This is a genomic window from Pseudovibrio sp. JE062 (assembly GCF_000156235.1).
Lineage (GTDB): Bacteria > Pseudomonadota > Alphaproteobacteria > Rhizobiales > Stappiaceae > Pseudovibrio.
Genome location: NZ_DS996807.1, coordinates 263,733 through 281,786, shown reverse-complemented (window position 1 = coordinate 281,786; position 18,054 = coordinate 263,733). Strand labels below are relative to the sequence as shown.

19 protein-coding genes and 1 tRNA gene are annotated in these 18,054 nt (G+C 51.8%); 14 read left to right on the top strand and 6 right to left on the bottom strand.

Annotation, left to right across the window (positions count from 1 at the left end; all coding sequences use genetic code 11):
- The first annotated feature begins 181 nt into the window (after window positions 1-181).
- The 4 genes from PJE062_RS08855 to PJE062_RS08840 all read left to right on the top strand — a co-directional run bounded on the left by PJE062_RS08855 (window position 182) and on the right by PJE062_RS08840 (window position 4,992).
- Window positions 182-1,558 (top strand): murein hydrolase activator EnvC, encoded by a 1,377-nt coding sequence (locus PJE062_RS08855; RefSeq protein ID WP_208608928.1) that lies wholly within the window; start codon window positions 182-184, stop codon window positions 1,556-1,558.
- Entirely contained in the window at window positions 1,555-2,889 is a 1,335-nt protein-coding gene (locus tag PJE062_RS08850) for a S41 family peptidase (RefSeq protein ID WP_008548245.1), read from the top strand. The genes PJE062_RS08855 and PJE062_RS08850 overlap by 4 nt, the downstream gene beginning before the upstream one ends.
- Window positions 2,890-3,064: 175 nt before the next feature.
- On the top strand, window positions 3,065-4,288 hold the full coding sequence (locus PJE062_RS08845) for a divergent polysaccharide deacetylase family protein (RefSeq protein WP_208608927.1): 1,224 nt from the start codon (window positions 3,065-3,067) through the stop codon (window positions 4,286-4,288).
- 203 nt (window positions 4,289-4,491) lie between these two features.
- Window positions 4,492-4,992 carry an RNA pyrophosphohydrolase gene (locus PJE062_RS08840; RefSeq protein ID WP_008548419.1) on the top strand — a complete coding sequence of 167 codons (501 nt, stop codon included), beginning with the start codon at window positions 4,492-4,494 and terminating at the stop codon, window positions 4,990-4,992.
- A 33-nt stretch (window positions 4,993-5,025) separates the two neighbouring features.
- Here the strand turns inward: PJE062_RS08840 and PJE062_RS08835 are convergent, their stop codons facing one another.
- On the bottom strand, window positions 5,026-5,343 hold the full coding sequence (locus PJE062_RS08835) for a DUF1992 domain-containing protein (RefSeq protein ID WP_008548721.1): 318 nt from the start codon (window positions 5,341-5,343) through the stop codon (window positions 5,026-5,028).
- Between the two features lie 116 nt (window positions 5,344-5,459).
- Here PJE062_RS08835 and PJE062_RS08830 point away from each other — a divergent pair, with 116 nt between their 5' ends.
- The 3 genes from PJE062_RS08830 to PJE062_RS08820 all read left to right on the top strand — a co-directional run bounded on the left by PJE062_RS08830 (window position 5,460) and on the right by PJE062_RS08820 (window position 7,635).
- Window positions 5,460-5,912 carry a MarR family winged helix-turn-helix transcriptional regulator gene (locus PJE062_RS08830; protein WP_008548303.1) on the top strand — a complete coding sequence of 151 codons (453 nt, stop codon included), beginning with the start codon at window positions 5,460-5,462 and terminating at the stop codon, window positions 5,910-5,912.
- Window positions 5,913-5,963: 51 nt separating this feature from the next.
- Entirely contained in the window at window positions 5,964-7,019 is a 1,056-nt protein-coding gene (gene hisC, locus PJE062_RS08825; RefSeq protein ID WP_037036406.1) for a histidinol-phosphate transaminase, read from the top strand.
- Between the two features lie 133 nt (window positions 7,020-7,152).
- On the top strand, window positions 7,153-7,635 hold the full coding sequence (locus tag PJE062_RS08820; RefSeq protein WP_008548495.1) for a helix-turn-helix domain-containing protein: 483 nt from the start codon (window positions 7,153-7,155) through the stop codon (window positions 7,633-7,635).
- 9 nt (window positions 7,636-7,644) lie between these two features.
- Here PJE062_RS08820 and PJE062_RS08815 read toward each other — a convergent pair whose 3' ends face one another.
- Window positions 7,645-8,334, bottom strand: a complete 690-nt coding sequence (locus PJE062_RS08815) for a TetR/AcrR family transcriptional regulator (RefSeq protein WP_008548417.1) — start codon at window positions 8,332-8,334, stop codon at window positions 7,645-7,647.
- A 118-nt stretch (window positions 8,335-8,452) separates the two neighbouring features.
- Here PJE062_RS08815 and PJE062_RS08810 point away from each other — a divergent pair, with 118 nt between their 5' ends.
- Window positions 8,453-9,367: an oxidoreductase gene (locus tag PJE062_RS08810; protein WP_037036405.1), complete on the top strand. Its 915-nt coding sequence runs from the start codon at window positions 8,453-8,455 to the stop codon at window positions 9,365-9,367.
- Window positions 9,368-9,379: 12 nt separating this feature from the next.
- Here PJE062_RS08810 and queG read toward each other — a convergent pair whose 3' ends face one another.
- Both queG and PJE062_RS08800 read right to left on the bottom strand, forming a co-directional pair.
- Window positions 9,380-10,516, bottom strand: coding sequence for a tRNA epoxyqueuosine(34) reductase QueG (gene queG, locus PJE062_RS08805; RefSeq protein WP_037036500.1), 1,137 nt, complete (start codon window positions 10,514-10,516; stop codon window positions 9,380-9,382).
- A 20-nt stretch (window positions 10,517-10,536) separates the two neighbouring features.
- The gene (locus tag PJE062_RS08800; protein WP_037036498.1) at window positions 10,537-11,229 is read right to left on the bottom strand and encodes a glutathione S-transferase family protein; all 693 of its coding nucleotides are present in this window, start codon (window positions 11,227-11,229) and stop codon (window positions 10,537-10,539) included.
- 149 nt (window positions 11,230-11,378) lie between these two features.
- Here PJE062_RS08800 and PJE062_RS08795 point away from each other — a divergent pair, with 149 nt between their 5' ends.
- Window positions 11,379-12,188 (top strand): undecaprenyl-diphosphate phosphatase, encoded by an 810-nt coding sequence (locus tag PJE062_RS08795; RefSeq protein WP_008548371.1) that lies wholly within the window; start codon window positions 11,379-11,381, stop codon window positions 12,186-12,188.
- Window positions 12,189-12,240: 52 nt separating this feature from the next.
- Here PJE062_RS08795 and PJE062_RS08790 read toward each other — a convergent pair whose 3' ends face one another.
- Entirely contained in the window at window positions 12,241-13,479 is a 1,239-nt protein-coding gene (locus PJE062_RS08790) for a hypothetical protein (RefSeq protein ID WP_008548663.1), read from the bottom strand.
- 192 nt (window positions 13,480-13,671) lie between these two features.
- A complete protein-coding gene (locus tag PJE062_RS08785; RefSeq protein WP_008548412.1) occupies window positions 13,672-14,658 on the bottom strand; it encodes a complex I NDUFA9 subunit family protein in 987 nt (328 codons plus the stop codon).
- A gap of 233 nt (window positions 14,659-14,891) precedes the next feature.
- Between PJE062_RS08785 and PJE062_RS08780 the strand changes: the two genes are divergently transcribed.
- The 5 genes from PJE062_RS08780 to lptB all read left to right on the top strand — a co-directional run bounded on the left by PJE062_RS08780 (window position 14,892) and on the right by lptB (window position 18,010).
- Window positions 14,892-14,978, top strand: a tRNA-Leu gene (locus PJE062_RS08780).
- Window positions 14,979-15,093: 115 nt separating this feature from the next.
- Entirely contained in the window at window positions 15,094-15,714 is a 621-nt protein-coding gene (locus PJE062_RS08775; RefSeq protein ID WP_008548393.1) for a ribonuclease D, read from the top strand.
- A gap of 254 nt (window positions 15,715-15,968) precedes the next feature.
- Window positions 15,969-16,631, top strand: a complete 663-nt coding sequence (gene lptC / locus PJE062_RS08770; protein ID WP_128647333.1) for an LPS export ABC transporter periplasmic protein LptC — start codon at window positions 15,969-15,971, stop codon at window positions 16,629-16,631.
- Between the two features lie 56 nt (window positions 16,632-16,687).
- Entirely contained in the window at window positions 16,688-17,197 is a 510-nt protein-coding gene (lptA, locus tag PJE062_RS08765) for a lipopolysaccharide transport periplasmic protein LptA (protein WP_008548216.1), read from the top strand.
- Window positions 17,198-17,266: 69 nt separating this feature from the next.
- Window positions 17,267-18,010, top strand: coding sequence for an LPS export ABC transporter ATP-binding protein (lptB, locus tag PJE062_RS08760; protein ID WP_235861774.1), 744 nt, complete (start codon window positions 17,267-17,269; stop codon window positions 18,008-18,010).
- The last annotated feature ends 44 nt before the right edge of the window (window positions 18,011-18,054 follow it).

Here is an 18,054-nt window from a genome sequence, read left to right as displayed (position 1 = left end):
GTGCCTGTTTTTCTACAGGATTGGTCTGCGTCGACGTTTAGAGCAAGCTGCGTACGCGCTTCATGCTCTAACACTTTGTTAAAGCGTATTCTTGCCCGAAAACCGGGACCACTTTTCGGGAATACGCCATAGTATTGAAGAAAGTCAGCGTTTTGCTCGGCGTTGCACTTTGGGAGTTCAGTTGTTGCGTTTTAGGGGAAATCTGCTCCTCCAATTGCTGACAAGCTTTGCCTTGTTTTTTGTGGCTGCCTTTGCGTTGCCGCTGCAAAGTACTGCGCAAAAACTGACGAACGTCTCCTTTAAAATTGAGAAGGATGCGATTGATCCTGAAGATCCGGCTGCTGAGGCATTGCGTCAGAAGCAGGCACGGGAGAAAGAGCTTCGTGATCTGAATCAGAATATCTCGCTTTCCAAAGAGAAGCGGGAGGAAATTCAGCGGTCTATTCGTGCGCTGGAGCGCGACGGTGAGAGCCTGAGCGGTGAGCTCATCCGCACTGGTGAGCGCATGAAGAAGCTGGAAAATCAGCTAGAAGCTACCGAAGCCCGACTGGGTCGCCACAGAAAAAATGAACAATCTGTACGTGCGTCATTGAATGAACGTAAAGATGTTTTAGCTGAAGTTTTAAGTGCTTTGCAAAGGATCGGGCATCGCCCGCCGCCAGCCATGGTCGTGCGTCCTCAGGATGCTCTTGGCGCGGTACGCAGTGCGATCCTGCTGAACTCAATCATGCCGGAAGTGCGGATTGAAGCGGAAGCACTGGCAAGTGATCTTGCTGAATTGTCTCGGCTTCGAGCAAAAATTGAAGCAGAGCGGAACAGGGTTCGAAGTGGTGCAATACAGATGGCGGAGGAGCGCCATCGTGTTGAATTGCTTTTAGAAAAGAAGAAGGCAGCACGGCAGGAAAGCCTTGCAGCGCTGGAAGCCGAGAAGGCTCGCGCCAGGGAACTTGCCGAAAAGGCAACCTCTTTGAAAGAGTTGCTTGCTAACCTTGAGCGAGAAGTGGAAAGCAGCCGCCGGGCAGCAGAAGCAGCGCGGCTTGCGGACATTGAGCGGCAGAACCGGATTGCCTCCGGGGATCCGTTTGCTGATCCGAGCCGGCTGAAACCGGCTGTTGCTTTTTCGGAAACCCTTGGGCTGTTGCCTGATCCGGTTTCCGGCACGCTCCTGCAAGACTTTGGGGTCGCAGATGGATTTGGTAACGTAACCACTGGCCAATCCATTGCGACACGCCCGAATGCCCAGGTCACCTCCCCCACTGATGGTTGGGTGGTGTATGCAGGGGATTTCCGCTCATACGGGCAGATGGTAATTGTTAATGCAGGCGGCGGATACCATGTGCTTTTGTCCGGTCTGGACAACGTCATGGTGGAGTTAGGGCAGTTTATTCTAGCTGGAGAGCCAATCGCTAAAATGGGAGAAACGCGCCTTGCGAGCGCTAATAACCTTAATTTTAGTTTGGACCAGCCGGTTTTATATGTAGAATTCAGGAAAGACGGCACTGCAATCGACCCCAACCCATGGTGGTCACGCGCCGAAAACGAAAAGGTTCGCGGATGATACGGAAAGCATCGCTTTTGCTGGTTGGCGTGGTCATGGGGGCTACGGCGGTCGTAACATACTCTCAGGCCCCATTCAGATTTACTGAACCAGCTTCAGCTGCGTCTGCTGATACGTACAATCAGCTTAATCTGTTTGGCGATGTGTTTGAGCGTGTACGCTCTGATTATGTTGAGGAGCCAGCAGACTCCAAACTGATCGAAACCGCCATCAACGGCATGCTCACAAGCCTTGATCCGCATTCCAGCTATCTGCCACCAAAGAGCTTCCGCGATATGCAGGTGCAGACCCGCGGTGAGTTTGGCGGGCTTGGCATTGAAGTGACCATGGAAGACGGCCTCGTGAAGGTTGTCGCTCCAATTGATGACACTCCGGCATTTAAAGCTGGCGTTCAGGCAGGTGATCTGATTACCCATCTTGATGGGGAACAGGTTATGGGCCTTACCTTGAACGAAGCTGTCGAGAAGATGCGCGGGCTGGTTAATACAGACATTACCATCACCGTTCGTCGTGAAGGCCTGAATGAGCCGACCGATATTACAATCACCCGTGATGTGATCCGCATTCGCTCTGTTCGCTGGAACAATGAGGAAGACATCGGTTACATCCGTATCACCCAGTTCAACGAACAGACCTTTGACGGTCTGGAAACCGCTGTTGATGAGCTGACCGCTGAAATCGGCGAGGACAACCTGAAGGGCTTTGTGCTGGATCTGCGCAACAACCCGGGTGGTCTGCTGGATCAGGCGATTGCTGTTTCTGACGCGTTCCTGAACCGTGGTGAAATCGTTTCTACCCGTGGCCGTAATGCTGAAGAAACCCAGCGCTACAACGCTCGCAATGGTGACCTGACTGACGGTGCACCTGTGATCGTTCTGGTGAACGGCGGTTCTGCTTCGGCGTCCGAGATTGTGGCTGGTGCGCTGCAGGATCATCGCCGCGCGACTATTCTGGGTACCCGTTCCTTCGGTAAGGGTTCTGTTCAGACCATTATCCCACTGGGTGCAAATGGCGCTATCCGCCTGACAACTGCACGCTACTACACGCCTTCCGGCAACTCTATTCAGGCAAAGGGTATCCGCCCTGACATCGTCTCCTTGCAGGAACTGCCAGACGAGCTGAAGGGCCGTGCAGAAACCAAAGGCGAAGCTGGTCTTCGTGGTCACCTTCAGGCTGAAGAAGGCGATGAAGGTTCCGGTAGCCAGGCTTACGTGCCGCAGGACAAAGACAAAGACGTGCAGCTGAACCTGGCGAAAGCCCTGCTCCGCGGTGAGAAGACTGATGCAGCCTTCCCACCAAGTGCAGACAGTGCAGCAAACACATCTAAATGATTTAGGACCCCGAGCAGTTCATTTGGGTTGCTCGGGGCCTAACTGTTTGTTTTCAGGCATATGACGCTCCGAAAACCGGTAGCTACATTTCAGGGATATGCTATAAAGTGATATTGTACGCCGCGCTGAACCTTCGTTTGGCGCGGCGGAATTTTATGACAGGGTGGGGGCACCAATGGTTAGGAGCGATTTGACAGCTCCGCTTGGAATGAACAAGCGTCGGAGCATCGGGCGATTGCCGCTCGGCCTGATTGGCGTCGCCATCATGACTGTCATTTTCACCACCGGCTTCATCTGGATTGGCATTGTTGATGACCCCAATGGCGGCGAGCCAATGGCAACCATTGAGCTTTCCAGTGCACTTGATGGCGTTGCTCCAAGCGATATTGAAATTGTCGACCTTCCTGATGGCTCTCAGCTGGATCTGATTGAAGCGGAACAGTTTGACGCCAATGGTGTTGGCCCTGACGGCAGCTACCGCCCTTCCCGCCAGCTTGGATCTGCACTAAAAGATCAGGCCAGTGGCCCGACATCGCTTGTCGATCTGGCACGCCGTGTTGATTATGAGGGGCTGGATGGCGGTTTCTCCAGCGAGTCGCTTTCTACCGAACCGATTGAACAGCTTCTTGAGCCGAATAAGTTCGGGTCACTTCCAAAGATCTCCCCCGAAGGGGTTCGCCCGCTGGATGCTTATGCCCGGCGGCCTAATCCGGCGACGCTAACGCAGGCGCGGATTGCTATTCTGATCAACGGTATCGGTCTCAATTCCGATATGACAATCAAGGCCATTGAGGATCTTCCTGCTGACATTTCGCTGGGGCTCTCTCCGTATGGGGACGACGTTAACAGCTGGATGGAATCTGCACGCCTTTCCGGCCATGAAGTGCTGCTTCAGGCACCGATGGAGCCCTTTGATTATCCAGATAATGATGCCGGACCACAGAGCCTGCTGACCAATCTGGACCAGAAGCAGAATGATGAGCGCCTTTCCTGGGTTCTAGGGCAGACCAGCAACTATGTTGGGCTTGTGAACTTCATGGGCGATCGCTTCACCTCGAATGAGACCCGCATGAGCGAGTTTTTGAGCAAGGTGCGAGACCGTGGCCTCATGTATGTTGACGATGGCTCCTCCCCTCGTTCCAAAGCTGGCCAAGTGGCTGGAACGCAGAAAGTGCCGTTTGTGCAGGCTGATCTGGTGCTGGACCAGAACCTGAGCGCTGAAGCCATTGGCACGCAGCTGCTGGAATTGGAAACCATTGCACGCCAGCGCGGCATTGCTGTTGCAACTGCAACGGCCTTTCCAGTGACATTGAATGCTTTGGAAGCGTGGTCTCAACGGCTGGAAGAGCGTGGGCTTTCTCTCGTTCCAGTTAGCTCTGCCATCAATTCAACACGTTAAATCTGCAGCGTTGTTGCTCCCTCAAACACAGCTTTGAGGGAGTACCATACAGCAAACCAGGATCACTTTTCGGGGATACACCATCGAGCAGGCTGCGCTGAGGCCTGAACGTGGTTTATGCTCATTCCTCATCTACCGCCTCTCTTTGCTTGCACTGTTTGCATATGGAGACGGCCCAAAGATATTCGTATATTGGACCGGACATGACTGATTACAGCTCTCTTCCTTTTCGCCCTTGCGTTGGCATCATGCTTATCAACCGGGATGGGCTTGTCTGGGCCGGCAAACGCTACGGCGATAAGCAGCCTATTCCTGAAGAGTATGCCTGGCAGATGCCGCAGGGTGGGTTGGATAAGGGAGAAGACCCTTTAGAGGCTGCCAAACGCGAGCTTTTTGAAGAGACTTCCGTCAAGTCCATTAGCCTGCTGGCGGAAGCGCCTGACTGGTTCTCCTATGACTTTCCCGATGAGATTCAGCGCAAGGTGCGCAAGGCGAAATATCGCGGCCAGACCCAGCGCTGGTTTGCTTTCCGCTTTGATGGTGATGACAGTGAGATCAACATTCTCACACCTCCAGATGGCCATGCGCAGGAGTTTTGTGAATGGCGCTGGGAGAAGGCAGAGAACCTGCCGGGACTGGTGATCCCCTTCAAGCATCAGGTTTATGTTGATGTTGTTGAGGCGTTTTCTGAGTTTACGGCTTAACACGGGTTTTAACAGTCACGGTCGTAGCCGCGATCAGGTGAAGAACCGTCTTCTGGCTTCTTGCTCAATGGCATGGCGGAGTTGCAAGTCTGCAAGCTTCGCCATTTCTTTTTTCCAGTCCGGCGTGCCTTCAGCTTCCTGAACCACCTTACGCTGAATGTCGATTTCCTTCTTCAGCTCAATCTCTTTCGGAACAGCGCCAGCGTCTGCCATGATCCGCATGCCGGCTGCCGTGTCATAGGCCCCCGGTGCACGGGCTGGAAGTGGTTTGCCTTCCCCTTCCAGATTGCTCATCTGCCCTTCAGCTTGTGCTTTCAGGATCTGGCGCTCAGCAAGACTTTTAAAACTCATCGTTCTCACCCTATTTTTCTGTCGGGCTGACTGAAAAAGTGTAGGTTAGGCCTAAATGACGACCCTTAACTTGTCAATACAATTGACAAATGTAGATATTAAGCAAGATAAATCATATGCTTAAAAAGCCAGAATCAAAGACTGAACTGCTCTATGCGGGCATTCAGATGACCCGACCGTTATTGCGAACGATCAGCATGCGTGTAGAAGCAGATCTGGAAGGCACGGATCTTACACTCGGACAACGGGCTGTGATGGAAGCAGCTTTGGTGCTTGAACAGGCAACGGCGCCTGAACTGACCGACTTTCTGCAGTTGAAACGGCAGTTTGTGGCCAAGATGCTCAAAGAATTGCTGGACAAGAAGATGGTGGAGCAGCTGAGCAACCCTCGGCACAAACGCTCCGTGTTTTATCGCCTGACACCTGATGGCAAAACGCTGATCAAAAAAGTTCGCACCGCTGAGATGAACAAGGTAGAAGAGTTCGCGCAGTCATTTTCTGACGAAGAAGTTGAGACTTACTACCGTATGCAATGCGTGCTGAATGACGCATTGGCTAAACGGTCATAGGTTCGCTTTTTAGCGATTGCCGTTGTTTTTGACATGGGATTGGATTGAGAAATGAGCAGGTTTTGGAGCCCTATTGTCCACGAGTTGGAGCCTTACACACCGGGTGAACAGCCAAAGCATCAATCCTTTATCAAGCTGAATACCAATGAGAACCCGTGGGGGCCTTCTCCACGTGCGCTGGAAGCAATCAAGGATGCTTCGGGAGATGCCCTGCGGCTCTATCCAGATCCTATTGCTTCTGATCTTCGGGCTAGCGTTGCTTCTACCTTCCAGCTGAGTCCGGACCACATCTTCGCAGGTAATGGCAGTGATGAGGTGCTGGCGCATGCGTTCAATGCCTTCTTCTGCGGCAAAGATCCGGTGCTGTTTCCTGAGATCACCTATGCGTTCTACCCAACCTACTGCAAGCTCTATTCTATTGAGCACCGGATGGTGGCGCTGACAGATGATTTCCGCATCAACCTTGATGAACTTCGGGGGCCTTGTGGTGGTGTTATCATTGCCAACCCCAATGCACCGACTGGCATTGCAATGCCGCTTGAGGATATTGAGCGCATTCTGAAAGCCAACCCCGATGTGGTGGTTCTGGTTGACGAGGCTTATGTCGACTTTGGTGCTGAGAGTGCCGTTGCACTGGTACCGAAATACGACAACTTGCTGGTGGTGCAGACCTTTTCTAAATCCCGTAGTCTCGCCGGGATGCGTGTTGGCTTTGCCGTTGGGCAGCCGCATCTGATTGAAGGGCTGAACCGGGTCAAAGACAGTTTCAACTCCTACCCGCTTGGGCGCCTCTCTTTGGTTGGTGCCTTAGCTGCTTGGGACGATACAGCCTGGTTTGAGAAAACACGCAATCAGATTGTGGCGGATCGAGAACGCCTTACTGAGAGAATGCAGGGACTTGGGTTTACGGTACTACCCTCCTCCACCAACTTCATCTTTGCCTCTCATGAGAGTGTTCCTGCAGAGCAACTGTTGGCTGGGCTTCGGGATAAAGGCATTCTGGTTCGGCATTTCAAGAAAGAGCGCATCCGCAACTGGCTGCGTATTTCCATCGGGACCACTGAAGAGTGCGATGCTTTGCTAAACATGCTAGAGGCGCTACTCTGACTGAAGTTCCGGCATTTATCCGGTTGATTGGCTAGCCTGTCATGGCGATGTCGTGCCGGTGTCGGCTTGCTGTCGTGGTGTTTTATTTAAGAAACTTCCAGAGTGCTTCCTATTGAAAAACAGGAATTTGTCCGTGATTGTCAGAAAACTACGCATTGAAAAAGGGCTTTCTCAAGAGCAGCTCGCGCATATGGCTGGGATCAGCACACGCACATTGCAGCGCATTGAACGTGGTGCGAATGCCAGCCCTGAAACTCTGAAATGCATTGCCTCTGCTCTGGACACGGATTTTGGTGATCTCAGGAAGGACCAGGATATGCCCTCAGGAACACACGGGATTTTGCCGCAACTCTCTCAAAAGGAGCAGGAGGCCATGGAGTATGTGCGGGATATCCGCTCGTTCTATATGCACCTGATCCAGTATGCCGTCATGATTTCAGCTTTGGCGGTGCTGAACCTTTTCACCTCGCCGGGGTATCTCTGGTTTCTCTGGGTTGCCGCGGGCTGGGGCATTGGTGTCGTCGGCCACGGCCTGAGCGTGTTTGAGATATTCAATCCGTTTGGCGATGACTGGGAGAAACGCCAGATCGAAAAGCGGATGGGCAGGCGGTACTAACTGCCGCTGCTATTTCAGCTCAGGCACCCAGTTCTGCTCTTTTGCCAGAACACCCAGCAGGCAGAGCTCAATTGAGCCTGCCAAACTGTCCTCGAAGTTCACCTTCAGATGGCTGAGGTCGGGATGCTCCAGAGCTGCCAGCGTGTTTTTTCTTTCCGCCTTCATCGGCCAAAGCCCAGCAACCACCGTGAATACGAACTGAACGGCTGTAAGAGCGCCAGCTTCACTTAGCTTGGGTAGCACAGTGCCCAGTATGTCTGCCATTTTTCGGTGACGGCGCAGGAACTCCTGTTTAGCCTCAACAATGCGTTCGGTTGAAAGGTTATGTTCCAAAATAGGTGAGAGCTGACTGACCAAAAGGCAAAGGCGCGGATGATCGCAACAGACCTTTGCCCAGATGCCTGCGATGGTCTTCAGATCTACTTCGCCGTTCAGTGTGCCCAATGCTTTCTGGAGGCTTGCGAGCATGTGGTCAGCATCTTCCAGCAGTAGAGCGACTAAGATCTGCTCCCGGCTTTCGTAGTATCGGTAGAGGCTGGACTTTGCGAGGCCAACTTCGCGCGCGACAGCGGAAAGGCTCGTATTTTCAATACCTTCCCTATCCATCAATGTTCGTGTGGCGGTCAGGATCATCTTTTCACGCTCCGCAAAATGTTCTGCGGTTCTCGCACGCTGATAAGCTTTTGTTTTTTCACTCATATTTCTTCTCGCCTTTCCACGCACCACATAAACGACCATCAGTCGGTTATTGACTCTCCAGAAACCTGCAAATAAACTACCGTCGTTCTGTTATTTTGACAATCTCAGGAGAGATGCTTTGCAACAGCAGCCAAATAATAAAAACAGTCAAGACCTTGCAGGAAAAACGGCTGTGGTTACAGGCGGAAACATCGGCCTTGGTTTTCAATCCACGCTGGAACTGGCCCAGCGTGGCGCGCACGTGGTGATTGCCTGCCGAACCGTCGAGAAGGGTGAAGCCGCGATGGCACGTATGCGTCAACAGGTTAACTCTGCATCGCTGGAGGTACTCCCGCTGGATCTGACTGACCGCGACAGCATTCACCGGTTTGCTCTGAGCTTTACGGCAAAGCATCAGCGTCTGGATATTCTTCTCAACAATGCTGGTGTGGTGAACCTGAAGGAGCTGGCACGCACCAAAGAAGGTTGGGAAATGCATATGGCAACCAACCATCTGGGGCATTTTCTTTTGACCGGACTGCTGTTTGAAACACTGGTGGCAACGCCAGATGCTCGAGTGGTGACGGTTTCCAGTGGCGCTTACAAAGCTGCAAAGATGAACTTTGACGACTTGCACTGGGAAAAGCGCCCATATGCCCGCGTCGGCAGCTATGCTGAGAGTAAGCTTGCAAACCTGCTGTTTATGTTCGCCTTGCAGCGCAGGTTTGATGATGCTGGCTCTTCCGCTAAGTCCATGTCAGCCCATCCCGGCCTTGCGGCGACGGAGCGGCAGCAGTCTATCGGCATTGGTGGCTGGCTGTCTCGCGCGATGGCACGACCGGTCGAGTTTGGTGCCCGCCCACAGATGATGGCAGCGACAGATACAAGCCTGCCGGCCTGCTCCTTCCTGGGGCCACGCTTTGGCATTTGGGGCAATCCAAGCCCGATCAAACTTTCCGGGTTGGCAGTTGATGAGGGCGTTCAAGAGAAGCTTTGGGCTATTTCTGAAGAGCTGACTGGCTTTCAGTATCCGCAGGCAGAAAAAGCTGCCTGATTTGCGGGCACCTTAAGATGAGGTGCCCTGCTCCCATTCTGTGCGTACCGTTTCGCTCTGCTCATTTTTGAACATTGCTAACTTGTGTTTTTCGAAGTCAGCTTCAGAGACGAGCTGAGCCAAAGCCCAAACGGTGGTTGCGCGGACGGTTTCGTCTTCATCTTGCAAGTGTTCCAGCACACGAGGAATGAGTTTTTCTTCTGCACTGTTGCCTGCTGCGATGAGGCAGTTGCGGATGAAGCGGTTGCGGCCGATGCGTTTGACCGGTGAACCTGAGAAGAACTTGCGGAAGGTTGGATCATCCATTTGCAACAGATCTGCAAGGGCTGGTTCCATCAGATCTTCCCGTGCCTGCAGCTTGGCTTCGCTGGCAGATTGGGCGAACTTGTTCCATGGGCACACGGAGAGGCAATCATCGCAGCCATAGATGCGATTTCCCATTGGCTTGCGGAACTCAAGCGGGATTGGCCCATGATGCTCAATGGTCAGGTAGGAGATACAGCGGTTTGCATCCACTTGATAGGGTGCGGGAAACGCGTTGGTCGGGCAGACTGTAAGGCAGCGTTTGCAGTTTCCACAGTGATCAACTTCCGGCTCATCCAGTGGCAGGTCCAGTGTAGAGAAGATTGCAGCAAGAAAGAACCAAGACCCCAGCTCTCGGGACACGAGGTTGGAGTGTTTGCCCTGCCAACCAAGCCCAGCGGAATATGCCAATGGCTTTTCCATAACCGGCGCGGTGTCAACAAACACCTTTACATCTCCGCCACCTTTAGACACCAGCAGACTGGCAAGTTCCTTCATCTTACCTTTCATGATGTCGTGGTAATCGCGATTGCGGGCATAGACGGAAATGTGCGCCTTATCTGGCTTTTCGCGCATCTCCATTGGGTCAATATCCGGCCCATAGTTCATGGCCAGCATGATGACAGATCGTGCTTCCGGCCAGAGTTCAAGCGGGCTGGAACGTCGAAGTTCGGTTTCCGGCATCCACTCCATGGTGGCGTGATAGCCTTGCTCGATGAAGTGGTGCAGGCGTTCCGGTGCCAGCGGGATTGCATCTGCTGTGGTGATGCGGATGTCATCAAAGCCGATTGCACGCGCGCGTTTGATCAGATCTGCCTTAACGCGCGCAGCCTGTTTTTCCGTCAGCTGTGTGTCTGAGTGAGGTTTTAGAAGTCGAGATCCGCGTAGGTCTTCGCCGCTGGCATGCCGAGCATTTTGTCCGTCAGAATTGGGCGGAAGCTCGGACGAGATTTCATCCGCGCGTACCAGCTCTTCACGTTTTCGTCCTCGGACCATGGAACTTCACCAAGATAGTCTGCACAGGAGAGAAGACTTGCCGCGGCCAGATCAGCGAATGTGAGCCGATCACCAGCCAGCCACTTTCGTGTGGCAGCAAGGTATCCGATGTAGCGCATGTGGTTCAGCATATTGGCACGAGCGACCCGAAGGATGCTTGAGTCTGGCTGTCCGCCACCCTGGCTATCCGGCATCTCCTGTTTGTAAATGCGTTCTTGCACGATGTAGCCAATAACCTCAGAGAGGAATTTTTGCAAAAACCAAGAGACGAGACGACGAGTTTCTGCACGTGCTTCGGGATGATCTGGGAGCAAACGGTTGTTGGGGATCGCATAGCCGCGAGTTTCGTCCAAGTATTCCATGATAACGGTGGCTCCGCACACAGCAGGGCCATCATTTTCCTTCAGAACGGGAAGTGTGCCCGCTGGGTTCATCATAAGGAAGTCATGGCGGCGTGCCCAAGGGTACTCCGTCTGGGTTTCAAACGGGGTTCCATATTCTCCGAGCGCCAAGCGAACGAAGCGCGATTCAGGAGAGAAAGGATGATGATAGAGCTTGAGCATTGTTCTGATTTATGAGCAAACCTGTAACCAAAAGGTTGCTATAGGAATGTAATTTGTCTCAAAAGAGTCTTGAGACCGTAAACCATACGAAAACACGGGGACAACCTCACCAATGACATCTGGGGAAAATTCGTGGAGACAACTGTTTAATGACAACTGATAGTATCGTCGGCGCTCTCGTGCTCGGCATCATTGAAGGCCTGACTGAATTTATTCCAGTTTCCTCAACGGGCCACCTGCTGCTAATCGGGCATTTCATCGGGTTTAAGAGTGAGGGTCGCGCCTTTGAGGTGATGATCCAGCTTGGAGCTATTGCCGCGATCCTGAGTGTCTACTTCACACGGCTCACCAGAATTGCAGTCGCACTTCCCACAAGTGCAAAAGCGCGGCATTTCACGATTGGCGTTTTGCTTGCCTTCCTGCCTGCAGCAGCGATTGGCGCACTGGCCTATGATTTTATCAAGGCTGTGTTGTTTGAAACCCCAGCCCTCGTTTGTGTCACGCTCATCTTTGGCGGCATCATAATGCTGCTGGTTGATAAAATGCCTTTGCAGGCACGCTACACCAACGTGGAAGACTATCCGCTATCGCTTTACATCAAGATCGGCTTTGCCCAGTGCATGGCGATGATCCCGGGTGTTTCCCGCAGCGGGGCAACAATCGTTGCTTCTTTGCTGATGGGAACAGACAAGCGATCCGCGGCGGAGTTCTCATTCTTCCTCGCCATGCCAACCATGGTTGGAGCGTTTGTTTTTGACTTCCTGAAGAACAAAGATGCTTTGGGGCAGGATGACTGGACCCTGATCATCATCGGGCTGGTGTCTTCCTTCATTGCAGGCTTCTTTGTAGTGCGCAGCTTGCTGGATTACGTCTCCAAGCACGGCTTTGCTCTGTTTGGCTGGTGGCGCATTATTGTTGGCGGGCTTGGACTGCTGGGTCTCATCCTGACACAGAGCTAATCAACCTAAAGCACAGATTACCTTTGAAGCGTCGCAGTCATGCGGCGCTTTTTTACTTTAGGTCAGAGGCTGGGGTGTGCTTGAAGCTGAATCCCTGATCAAGCCACCCTTGGAACCGGTTCTGCGTATCAGGATCACTTAATTCATAATGCGTCACCAAGCCAACCTTAGGCACATCCTGACCTTTGGCCAGTAACGCCATATCCAAGGTTTGGCAGTTTGCATGATAAATTTCTAATGTGTTTTTGTCAGTTTTTTGCAGATACGCGGTATGTGAAATTTGACCTGTTGCATCATCAACGAAGTTAAGAATGCCAGATTCCTCTATCTTGGAATGATCAAACTTCTTTTCTACCGTTTCCGCAGTTACTCCCATAAGCTCCTGAAAACCTGACGGATAACCATTGACTCTTTTTTGATTAATCAGGCTCTGGCGCATGAACTCGGGAAGATTTCCTTCAACAACACCGACTTTCATCGCGGCATTGTAGCAAACTTGCGGTTGCCAACTCTCTTTCTTCTTTTGATAGTCGGCTACCAGCCCTCCCTGAAGCTTTTCATCGCCCATCCGTTTGCTTTCAGGTTTGCTGGCTTCAGCTGAATCCAACCAATCCATTTCCTTGCGAAGTTTTTGAACACTCTTGGTAATGGATTTGAGGCCTTTGATTACATCGTCGATGTTGCGCGCCTGAATGCTCGCTTCAGCCTGGTTCAGCTCCTTGTCAACATCCTCACAAGCGGATGTGTACTTGCTGAGTTTCTTCGCGTTGGCTTTGCTGAAATACGCACGCTTCACAAACTCTGCTTTACGGGCAGTATGTTCTTTGTGTTCTTCCCGCAGACCCCTAACTTCATCTGAGAGCTCTGTAAGCGTTCTTTCGGCATCGTTGATCAGGCCGGCATGCTCCGACGTGCACTTTTGCAAAGCAGAAACAGTTGAACCAACGGCCTGCTCATTCTTTTCATGGATCGCTGCGAGGGCTGCCTTGAGTGCGGATTGTGTGGCCTTCTCAATTTTTTTGAAGCTTGAGCTAAGAGCCTTGTAGTTTCTCAGAATGTCACTTTTGGCATTGAGCTCTGAAATAGATTGCTCAAGATGGGTGAAGTCCGCGGGCGTTCCAGCTGATGCAGCTCCATTCTCTGCCCCCTCCTCGCCATCTGCACTGATGTGAAGGAGCTTGAACATATCATCTGCCCATTGGTGCTCTTCTTTGGTCAAATCGGTCAGCGGCATGGTCTCATTCCAGTCTTGAAGGCTCAGCTTCCACGGGGACGCCTCATTATCGAGCATTATGCGTTACTCTGATGAAGGCAGGCGGGCTTTTAAAACTGGTGGTGAACATATGCTTATGCAAAGCAAGTGAGCTTAGATCAAACTTGAACGAGCCTTCAGAGCAGGCCTTTTGTATCGGGTCGCTTAGGTGCTGTAGATACAAAAAACCCCGCCAGAAGCGGGGCTTTATCTCTCAAAAACGCGAAGAGTTTATGACTTCGCGGCGTTTTGGGAATCGTACTGTCCGCGCGGGCGGAACTTATCGAGGTAAGTTGGCAAGATTGCTTCCATTGAATGCGGCTCGATGCCCAGACCTTCGAATGTCCGCTTTTCAGCTTGTGCTTCCTTGCTCACCACGTTATCGCTCTTGAGCAGGTTTACCTGATCAACAGTCAGCATTGGCTTAGGTAGCATCTGCAGGAACTTAGCCTGAATGCGAGCCATCAAGAATGGTAGGGAAACCAGCATGCGCTTGCGGAGGATGACATTCATCATCAGCTGCAAACATTCTTTGAAGGTCGCAACCTGAGGTCCGCCGAGCTCGTAGATTTTGCCGGTTTCAACCTTGTTTTCAGCAGCGTTTGCAATCGCAAGCGCAACATCACCAACATAGACTGGCTGGAACTTGGTGTGACCACCACCGATAAGCGGTAGAGCCGGGAAGAGCTGAGCCATGCTTCCGAAACGGTTGAAGAAATCATCTTCAGGACCGAACACGATGGATGGGCGGAAGATCACTGCATTTGGCATTGCTTCCAGAACAGCTTTTTCACCAGCAGCTTTGGTTTTTGCGTAAACAGCTGGGCTGTTTTCGTCTGCGCCAATTGCAGATACATGCACAAATGTGTCGATGCCCTGCTCTTTACAGACTTCAGCAACAACACCCGGGCCTTTTGCCTGCACGCTATCAAACTTCTGGGCGCCAGTTTCGTAAAGAATACCCACAAGGTTGATGACTGCACATGCGCCTTCCACAGCGCGCTCTACAGATTTTTTGTTTCGCACGCTTGCTGCCACAGGCATGATTTGGCCCACAGCCCCCAACGGCTGCAAATGCTCTGCAAGTTCAGGACGACGCACAGCTGCGCGGATGCTGTATCCACGTTCTGCTAAGATCCTGATGACGTGACGACCAATAAATCCTGACCCGCCGAAAACGGTTATAAGTTTCCCGTTAAGCGCTTGCGCCATTTTCATCCACCTTTGCCAAATTTTTGCAGGTACGCGTATTAGTGCGCATAACCCTCAAAAAAGCTATAATTCATGGGACGTTAATACGCCCAAGGTTTGGGGTTGTGAAGGCGCTCTGTGGAGAAATTAAAACTCTTTGCAAATGTGTGATTGACAATCCCCGTCCAGATCACTAGAACCCCTCCTCACAGAGCGGCGCTGCCAAGCAGCAACCCTCTGAAAGAAAAAGATGAATATGTGCCCAGATGGCGGAATTGGTAGACGCGCTAGCTTCAGGTGCTAGTGCCCGCATGGGCGTGGAGGTTCGAGTCCTCTTCTGGGCACCATCTTTTCTTCACAAAGCTCTCCCTAAAAATTGCAGAGTAACTTGACCGGTTGGTGTAGACGCGACAAAACACGTCTCATATACCAAACCGCGCGTATACTTCTTCGAGAGCAACAATGACAATCAGATATCACAAAAACGATCTTCCGGACCTTTCCAACTACTCTTCTGCTGATGCAGTCGCGGTGGACACTGAAACTTTAGGTCTGAACCCACACCGTGATCGGTTGTGTGTTGTGCAGCTTTCTTCTGGTGATGGTTCTGCTGATGTTGTGCAGATTGAACGCGGCCAGCTGGCTGCACCTAACCTGCAAGCGCTGTTTGAAGACGCAAGCAAGCCAAAGATTTTTCACTTTGCCCGCTTTGATGTTGCCATATTGAAAGAGTATCTGGACATCTCCGTTTCGCCGGTCTGGTGCACCAAAATTGCGTCCAAGCTTGTGCGTACCTACACGGATCGTCACGGACTTAAAGATATTTGCCGCGAATTGATTGGTGTTGACCTTTCCAAACAACAGCAAAGCTCTGATTGGGCAGCTGAAAAACTGACAGATGCACAGCTTGCCTATGCTGCATCAGATGTTCTTCATCTTCATAAGCTTAAAGAGCGTCTTGAATTTATGCTTGAGCGCGAAGAGCGTACCGAGATTGCACAGAAGTGCTTCGATTTTCTGCCGACACGTGCGCAGCTTGACCTTGCAGGATGGCCTGAAACTGACATTTTCGCACATTCTTAAGCGAAAACTCGAGTTTTCTACCAGTATTTGCGGTTTATTGTGCTTCAACATTTGTAATTTGTTGAAGCACCCCCATTTAGGCAGCTAGTGTGTGCTTACCGCTTCCTTTTCAGGTTTTACCTGAAAATTTGCGTATCAACTGAAGCGGTTTGTGCCTTTAAGATACTGGTTACTCACTGTGAGACAGACCGGAAAATGGCAACCGGATTGCGATCCCCCATGTGTATCGCTTCCAGAATGTTCCAGGACTACGAATGACAACAATGGAGAACATGCCAAAAGAGTTTGCGAGTGAAGCGCAAACACGGCTGGAGAAAGCGCGTAAAGCTGCGCGTCGACATTCCATTCTTGTTCGTTTGCTCCGGTTTGCACTTCCAGCCGGCGGATTGCTGATCGCTGCCGGCGTGATTGCCATGGTCGTTTTCCAGAATATTCTTGCCGGACTGAGCATCGGGGATATCAGCCTGACCACTGAAGGGCTTGTGATGTCCAACCCGCACCTGTCGGGTAACGATGGTGATCGTTCATACAACGTTCAGGCAGACCGGGCTATTCAGCGCATTACGAACCCGCAAGTGATTGATTTGGAGAATATTGTGGCTGAAATCACAATAGCTCCCGGGGAAACTGTTAGTATCACCTCCCGAAACGGGACGTTCGATACAGAGATGGAAACCCTGAATCTGACCAACGGGATCACAGTCGCATACAGCAAAGGTTATTCCGCAGAATTTGAGTATCTCGATATCGATATGAAGACAGGTACAATCCAGACCAACGATACAGTTGATGTCACATCTGAAGGTGGCTATATCGATGCTGGATCTATGGAATTTGATCAGAAAAACAATGTTTTGAATTTTCGCCGGGGCGTAAAGATGAAGCTTCTGCCCTGGGCACTGGAGAACGGTCAATGATTAACCGGATGAGGATATTCTCTCTATCTTGTATTATGGCACTCGGGCTGGCTGGAATGGCCCATGCGCAAACGTTCTCCGATTCATTTGCAGGTTTCGGTTCTGACAATAAAGAACCTATAGAGATTGAAGCTACTAACCTTCAGGTTCGTGACAAAGACAAAAGCGCTATCTTCAGCGGCAATGTTGTCGTCACCCAGGGTGAAGCGAAGCTGGAAGCTCAGCGTTTGATCGTGTTTTACAGCGGCTCCATGGCCAATGGCAACGCAGACGGACAGCCTGTTCAGCAGTCGATCTCCCGCCTTGAAGCTAAAGGCGACGTGCTTGTTTCCTCCAAGGATCAGGTTGCCACTGGTGATGACGCCAGCTTTGACATGGAAAAGCAGATCGTTGTGATGACCGGTAAGCGCGTGACCCTGAGCCAGGGACCAAACGTGATTGTTGGCAAACGCCTTGTGATCAATCTGGAAACCGGCAAAGCAAATCTGGATTCCAGTGGAACCGGCGGCAACACCGGTCGTGTGCGGATGCTTTTGCAGCCAAACAGCCTTGAAAATAAGAACTAAAGCAAATAGGCCACGCCCTTGAGTGCACACCCAATTGATCCTCAGATCCCAACGCATCAGCCAGAAGGCATCAAATATGCTGATCCTTCCGAAGCGGTGCTGGAAGTTGATGGCATCGGCAAAAGTTATGGACGTCGTCAGGTTGTAAAACACGTTAGCTTGAATGTGCGTCGCGGCGAAGCTGTTGGACTGCTGGGACCAAACGGTGCTGGTAAGACCACCTGCTTTTACATGATCACTGGCCTTATCCGCCCGGATCACGGTGCTATTCGTCTCGATAACTTCGATATGACACAGCTGCCGATGTATCGTCGTGCACGATTGGGCGTTGGCTACCTTCCTCAGGAAGCTTCCATTTTCCGCGGCCTGTCCGTTGAAGACAACATTCGTGCCGTGCTGGAAGTGGTGGAGCCGAACAAGAAGCGCCGCGAAGAGGATCTGGATTCTCTGCTGACTGAGTTTGGTGTTACGCACCTGCGCAAATCACCAAGTATCGCGCTCAGTGGTGGTGAACGTCGCCGCGTGGAGATTGCGCGTGCGCTTGCATCTCGTCCATCCTTTATGCTGCTTGATGAGCCATTTGCGGGTATTGACCCGATTGCTGTGGGCGACATCCAGCAGCTTGTGCGCCACCTGACACAACGTGGCATTGGTGTCCTCATTACAGACCATAACGTGCGTGAAACGCTTGGCCTGATTGACCGCGCTTACATTATCGCGGCGGGTGAAGTTCTGACGGAAGGCAAACCGCATCAGATCGTTGCAGATCCGGATGTAAGGCGTTTGTATCTCGGGGAACAGTTCACTCTTTGATTTCCAACCTATGCCGAATTGCGTAGAAGAGTGTTGCAAGTTAG

What these genes read in the sequence shown, in the direction of transcription:
- PJE062_RS08850 (WP_008548245.1), top strand. Translation starts at nt 1,555, where the DNA reads ATGATACGGAAAGCATCGCTTTTGCTGGTTGGCGTGGTCATGGGGGCT.
- PJE062_RS08845 (WP_208608927.1), top strand. Translation starts at nt 3,065, where the DNA reads ATGGTTAGGAGCGATTTGACAGCTCCGCTTGGAATGAACAAGCGTCGG.
- PJE062_RS08840 (WP_008548419.1), top strand. Translation starts at nt 4,492, where the DNA reads ATGACTGATTACAGCTCTCTTCCTTTTCGCCCTTGCGTTGGCATCATG.
- PJE062_RS08835 (WP_008548721.1), bottom strand. Translation starts at nt 5,343, where the DNA reads ATGAGTTTTAAAAGTCTTGCTGAGCGCCAGATCCTGAAAGCACAAGCT.
- PJE062_RS08830 (WP_008548303.1), top strand. Translation starts at nt 5,460, where the DNA reads ATGCTTAAAAAGCCAGAATCAAAGACTGAACTGCTCTATGCGGGCATT.
- hisC (WP_037036406.1), top strand. Translation starts at nt 5,964, where the DNA reads ATGAGCAGGTTTTGGAGCCCTATTGTCCACGAGTTGGAGCCTTACACA.
- PJE062_RS08815 (WP_008548417.1), bottom strand. Translation starts at nt 8,334, where the DNA reads ATGAGTGAAAAAACAAAAGCTTATCAGCGTGCGAGAACCGCAGAACAT.
- PJE062_RS08800 (WP_037036498.1), bottom strand. Translation starts at nt 11,229, where the DNA reads ATGCTCAAGCTCTATCATCATCCTTTCTCTCCTGAATCGCGCTTCGTT.
- PJE062_RS08795 (WP_008548371.1), top strand. Translation starts at nt 11,379, where the DNA reads ATGACAACTGATAGTATCGTCGGCGCTCTCGTGCTCGGCATCATTGAA.
- PJE062_RS08790 (WP_008548663.1), bottom strand. Translation starts at nt 13,479, where the DNA reads ATGCTCGATAATGAGGCGTCCCCGTGGAAGCTGAGCCTTCAAGACTGG.
- PJE062_RS08785 (WP_008548412.1), bottom strand. Translation starts at nt 14,658, where the DNA reads ATGAAAATGGCGCAAGCGCTTAACGGGAAACTTATAACCGTTTTCGGC.
- PJE062_RS08775 (WP_008548393.1), top strand. Translation starts at nt 15,094, where the DNA reads ATGACAATCAGATATCACAAAAACGATCTTCCGGACCTTTCCAACTAC.
- lptC (WP_128647333.1), top strand. Translation starts at nt 15,969, where the DNA reads ATGACAACAATGGAGAACATGCCAAAAGAGTTTGCGAGTGAAGCGCAA.
- lptA (WP_008548216.1), top strand. Translation starts at nt 16,688, where the DNA reads ATGGCCCATGCGCAAACGTTCTCCGATTCATTTGCAGGTTTCGGTTCT.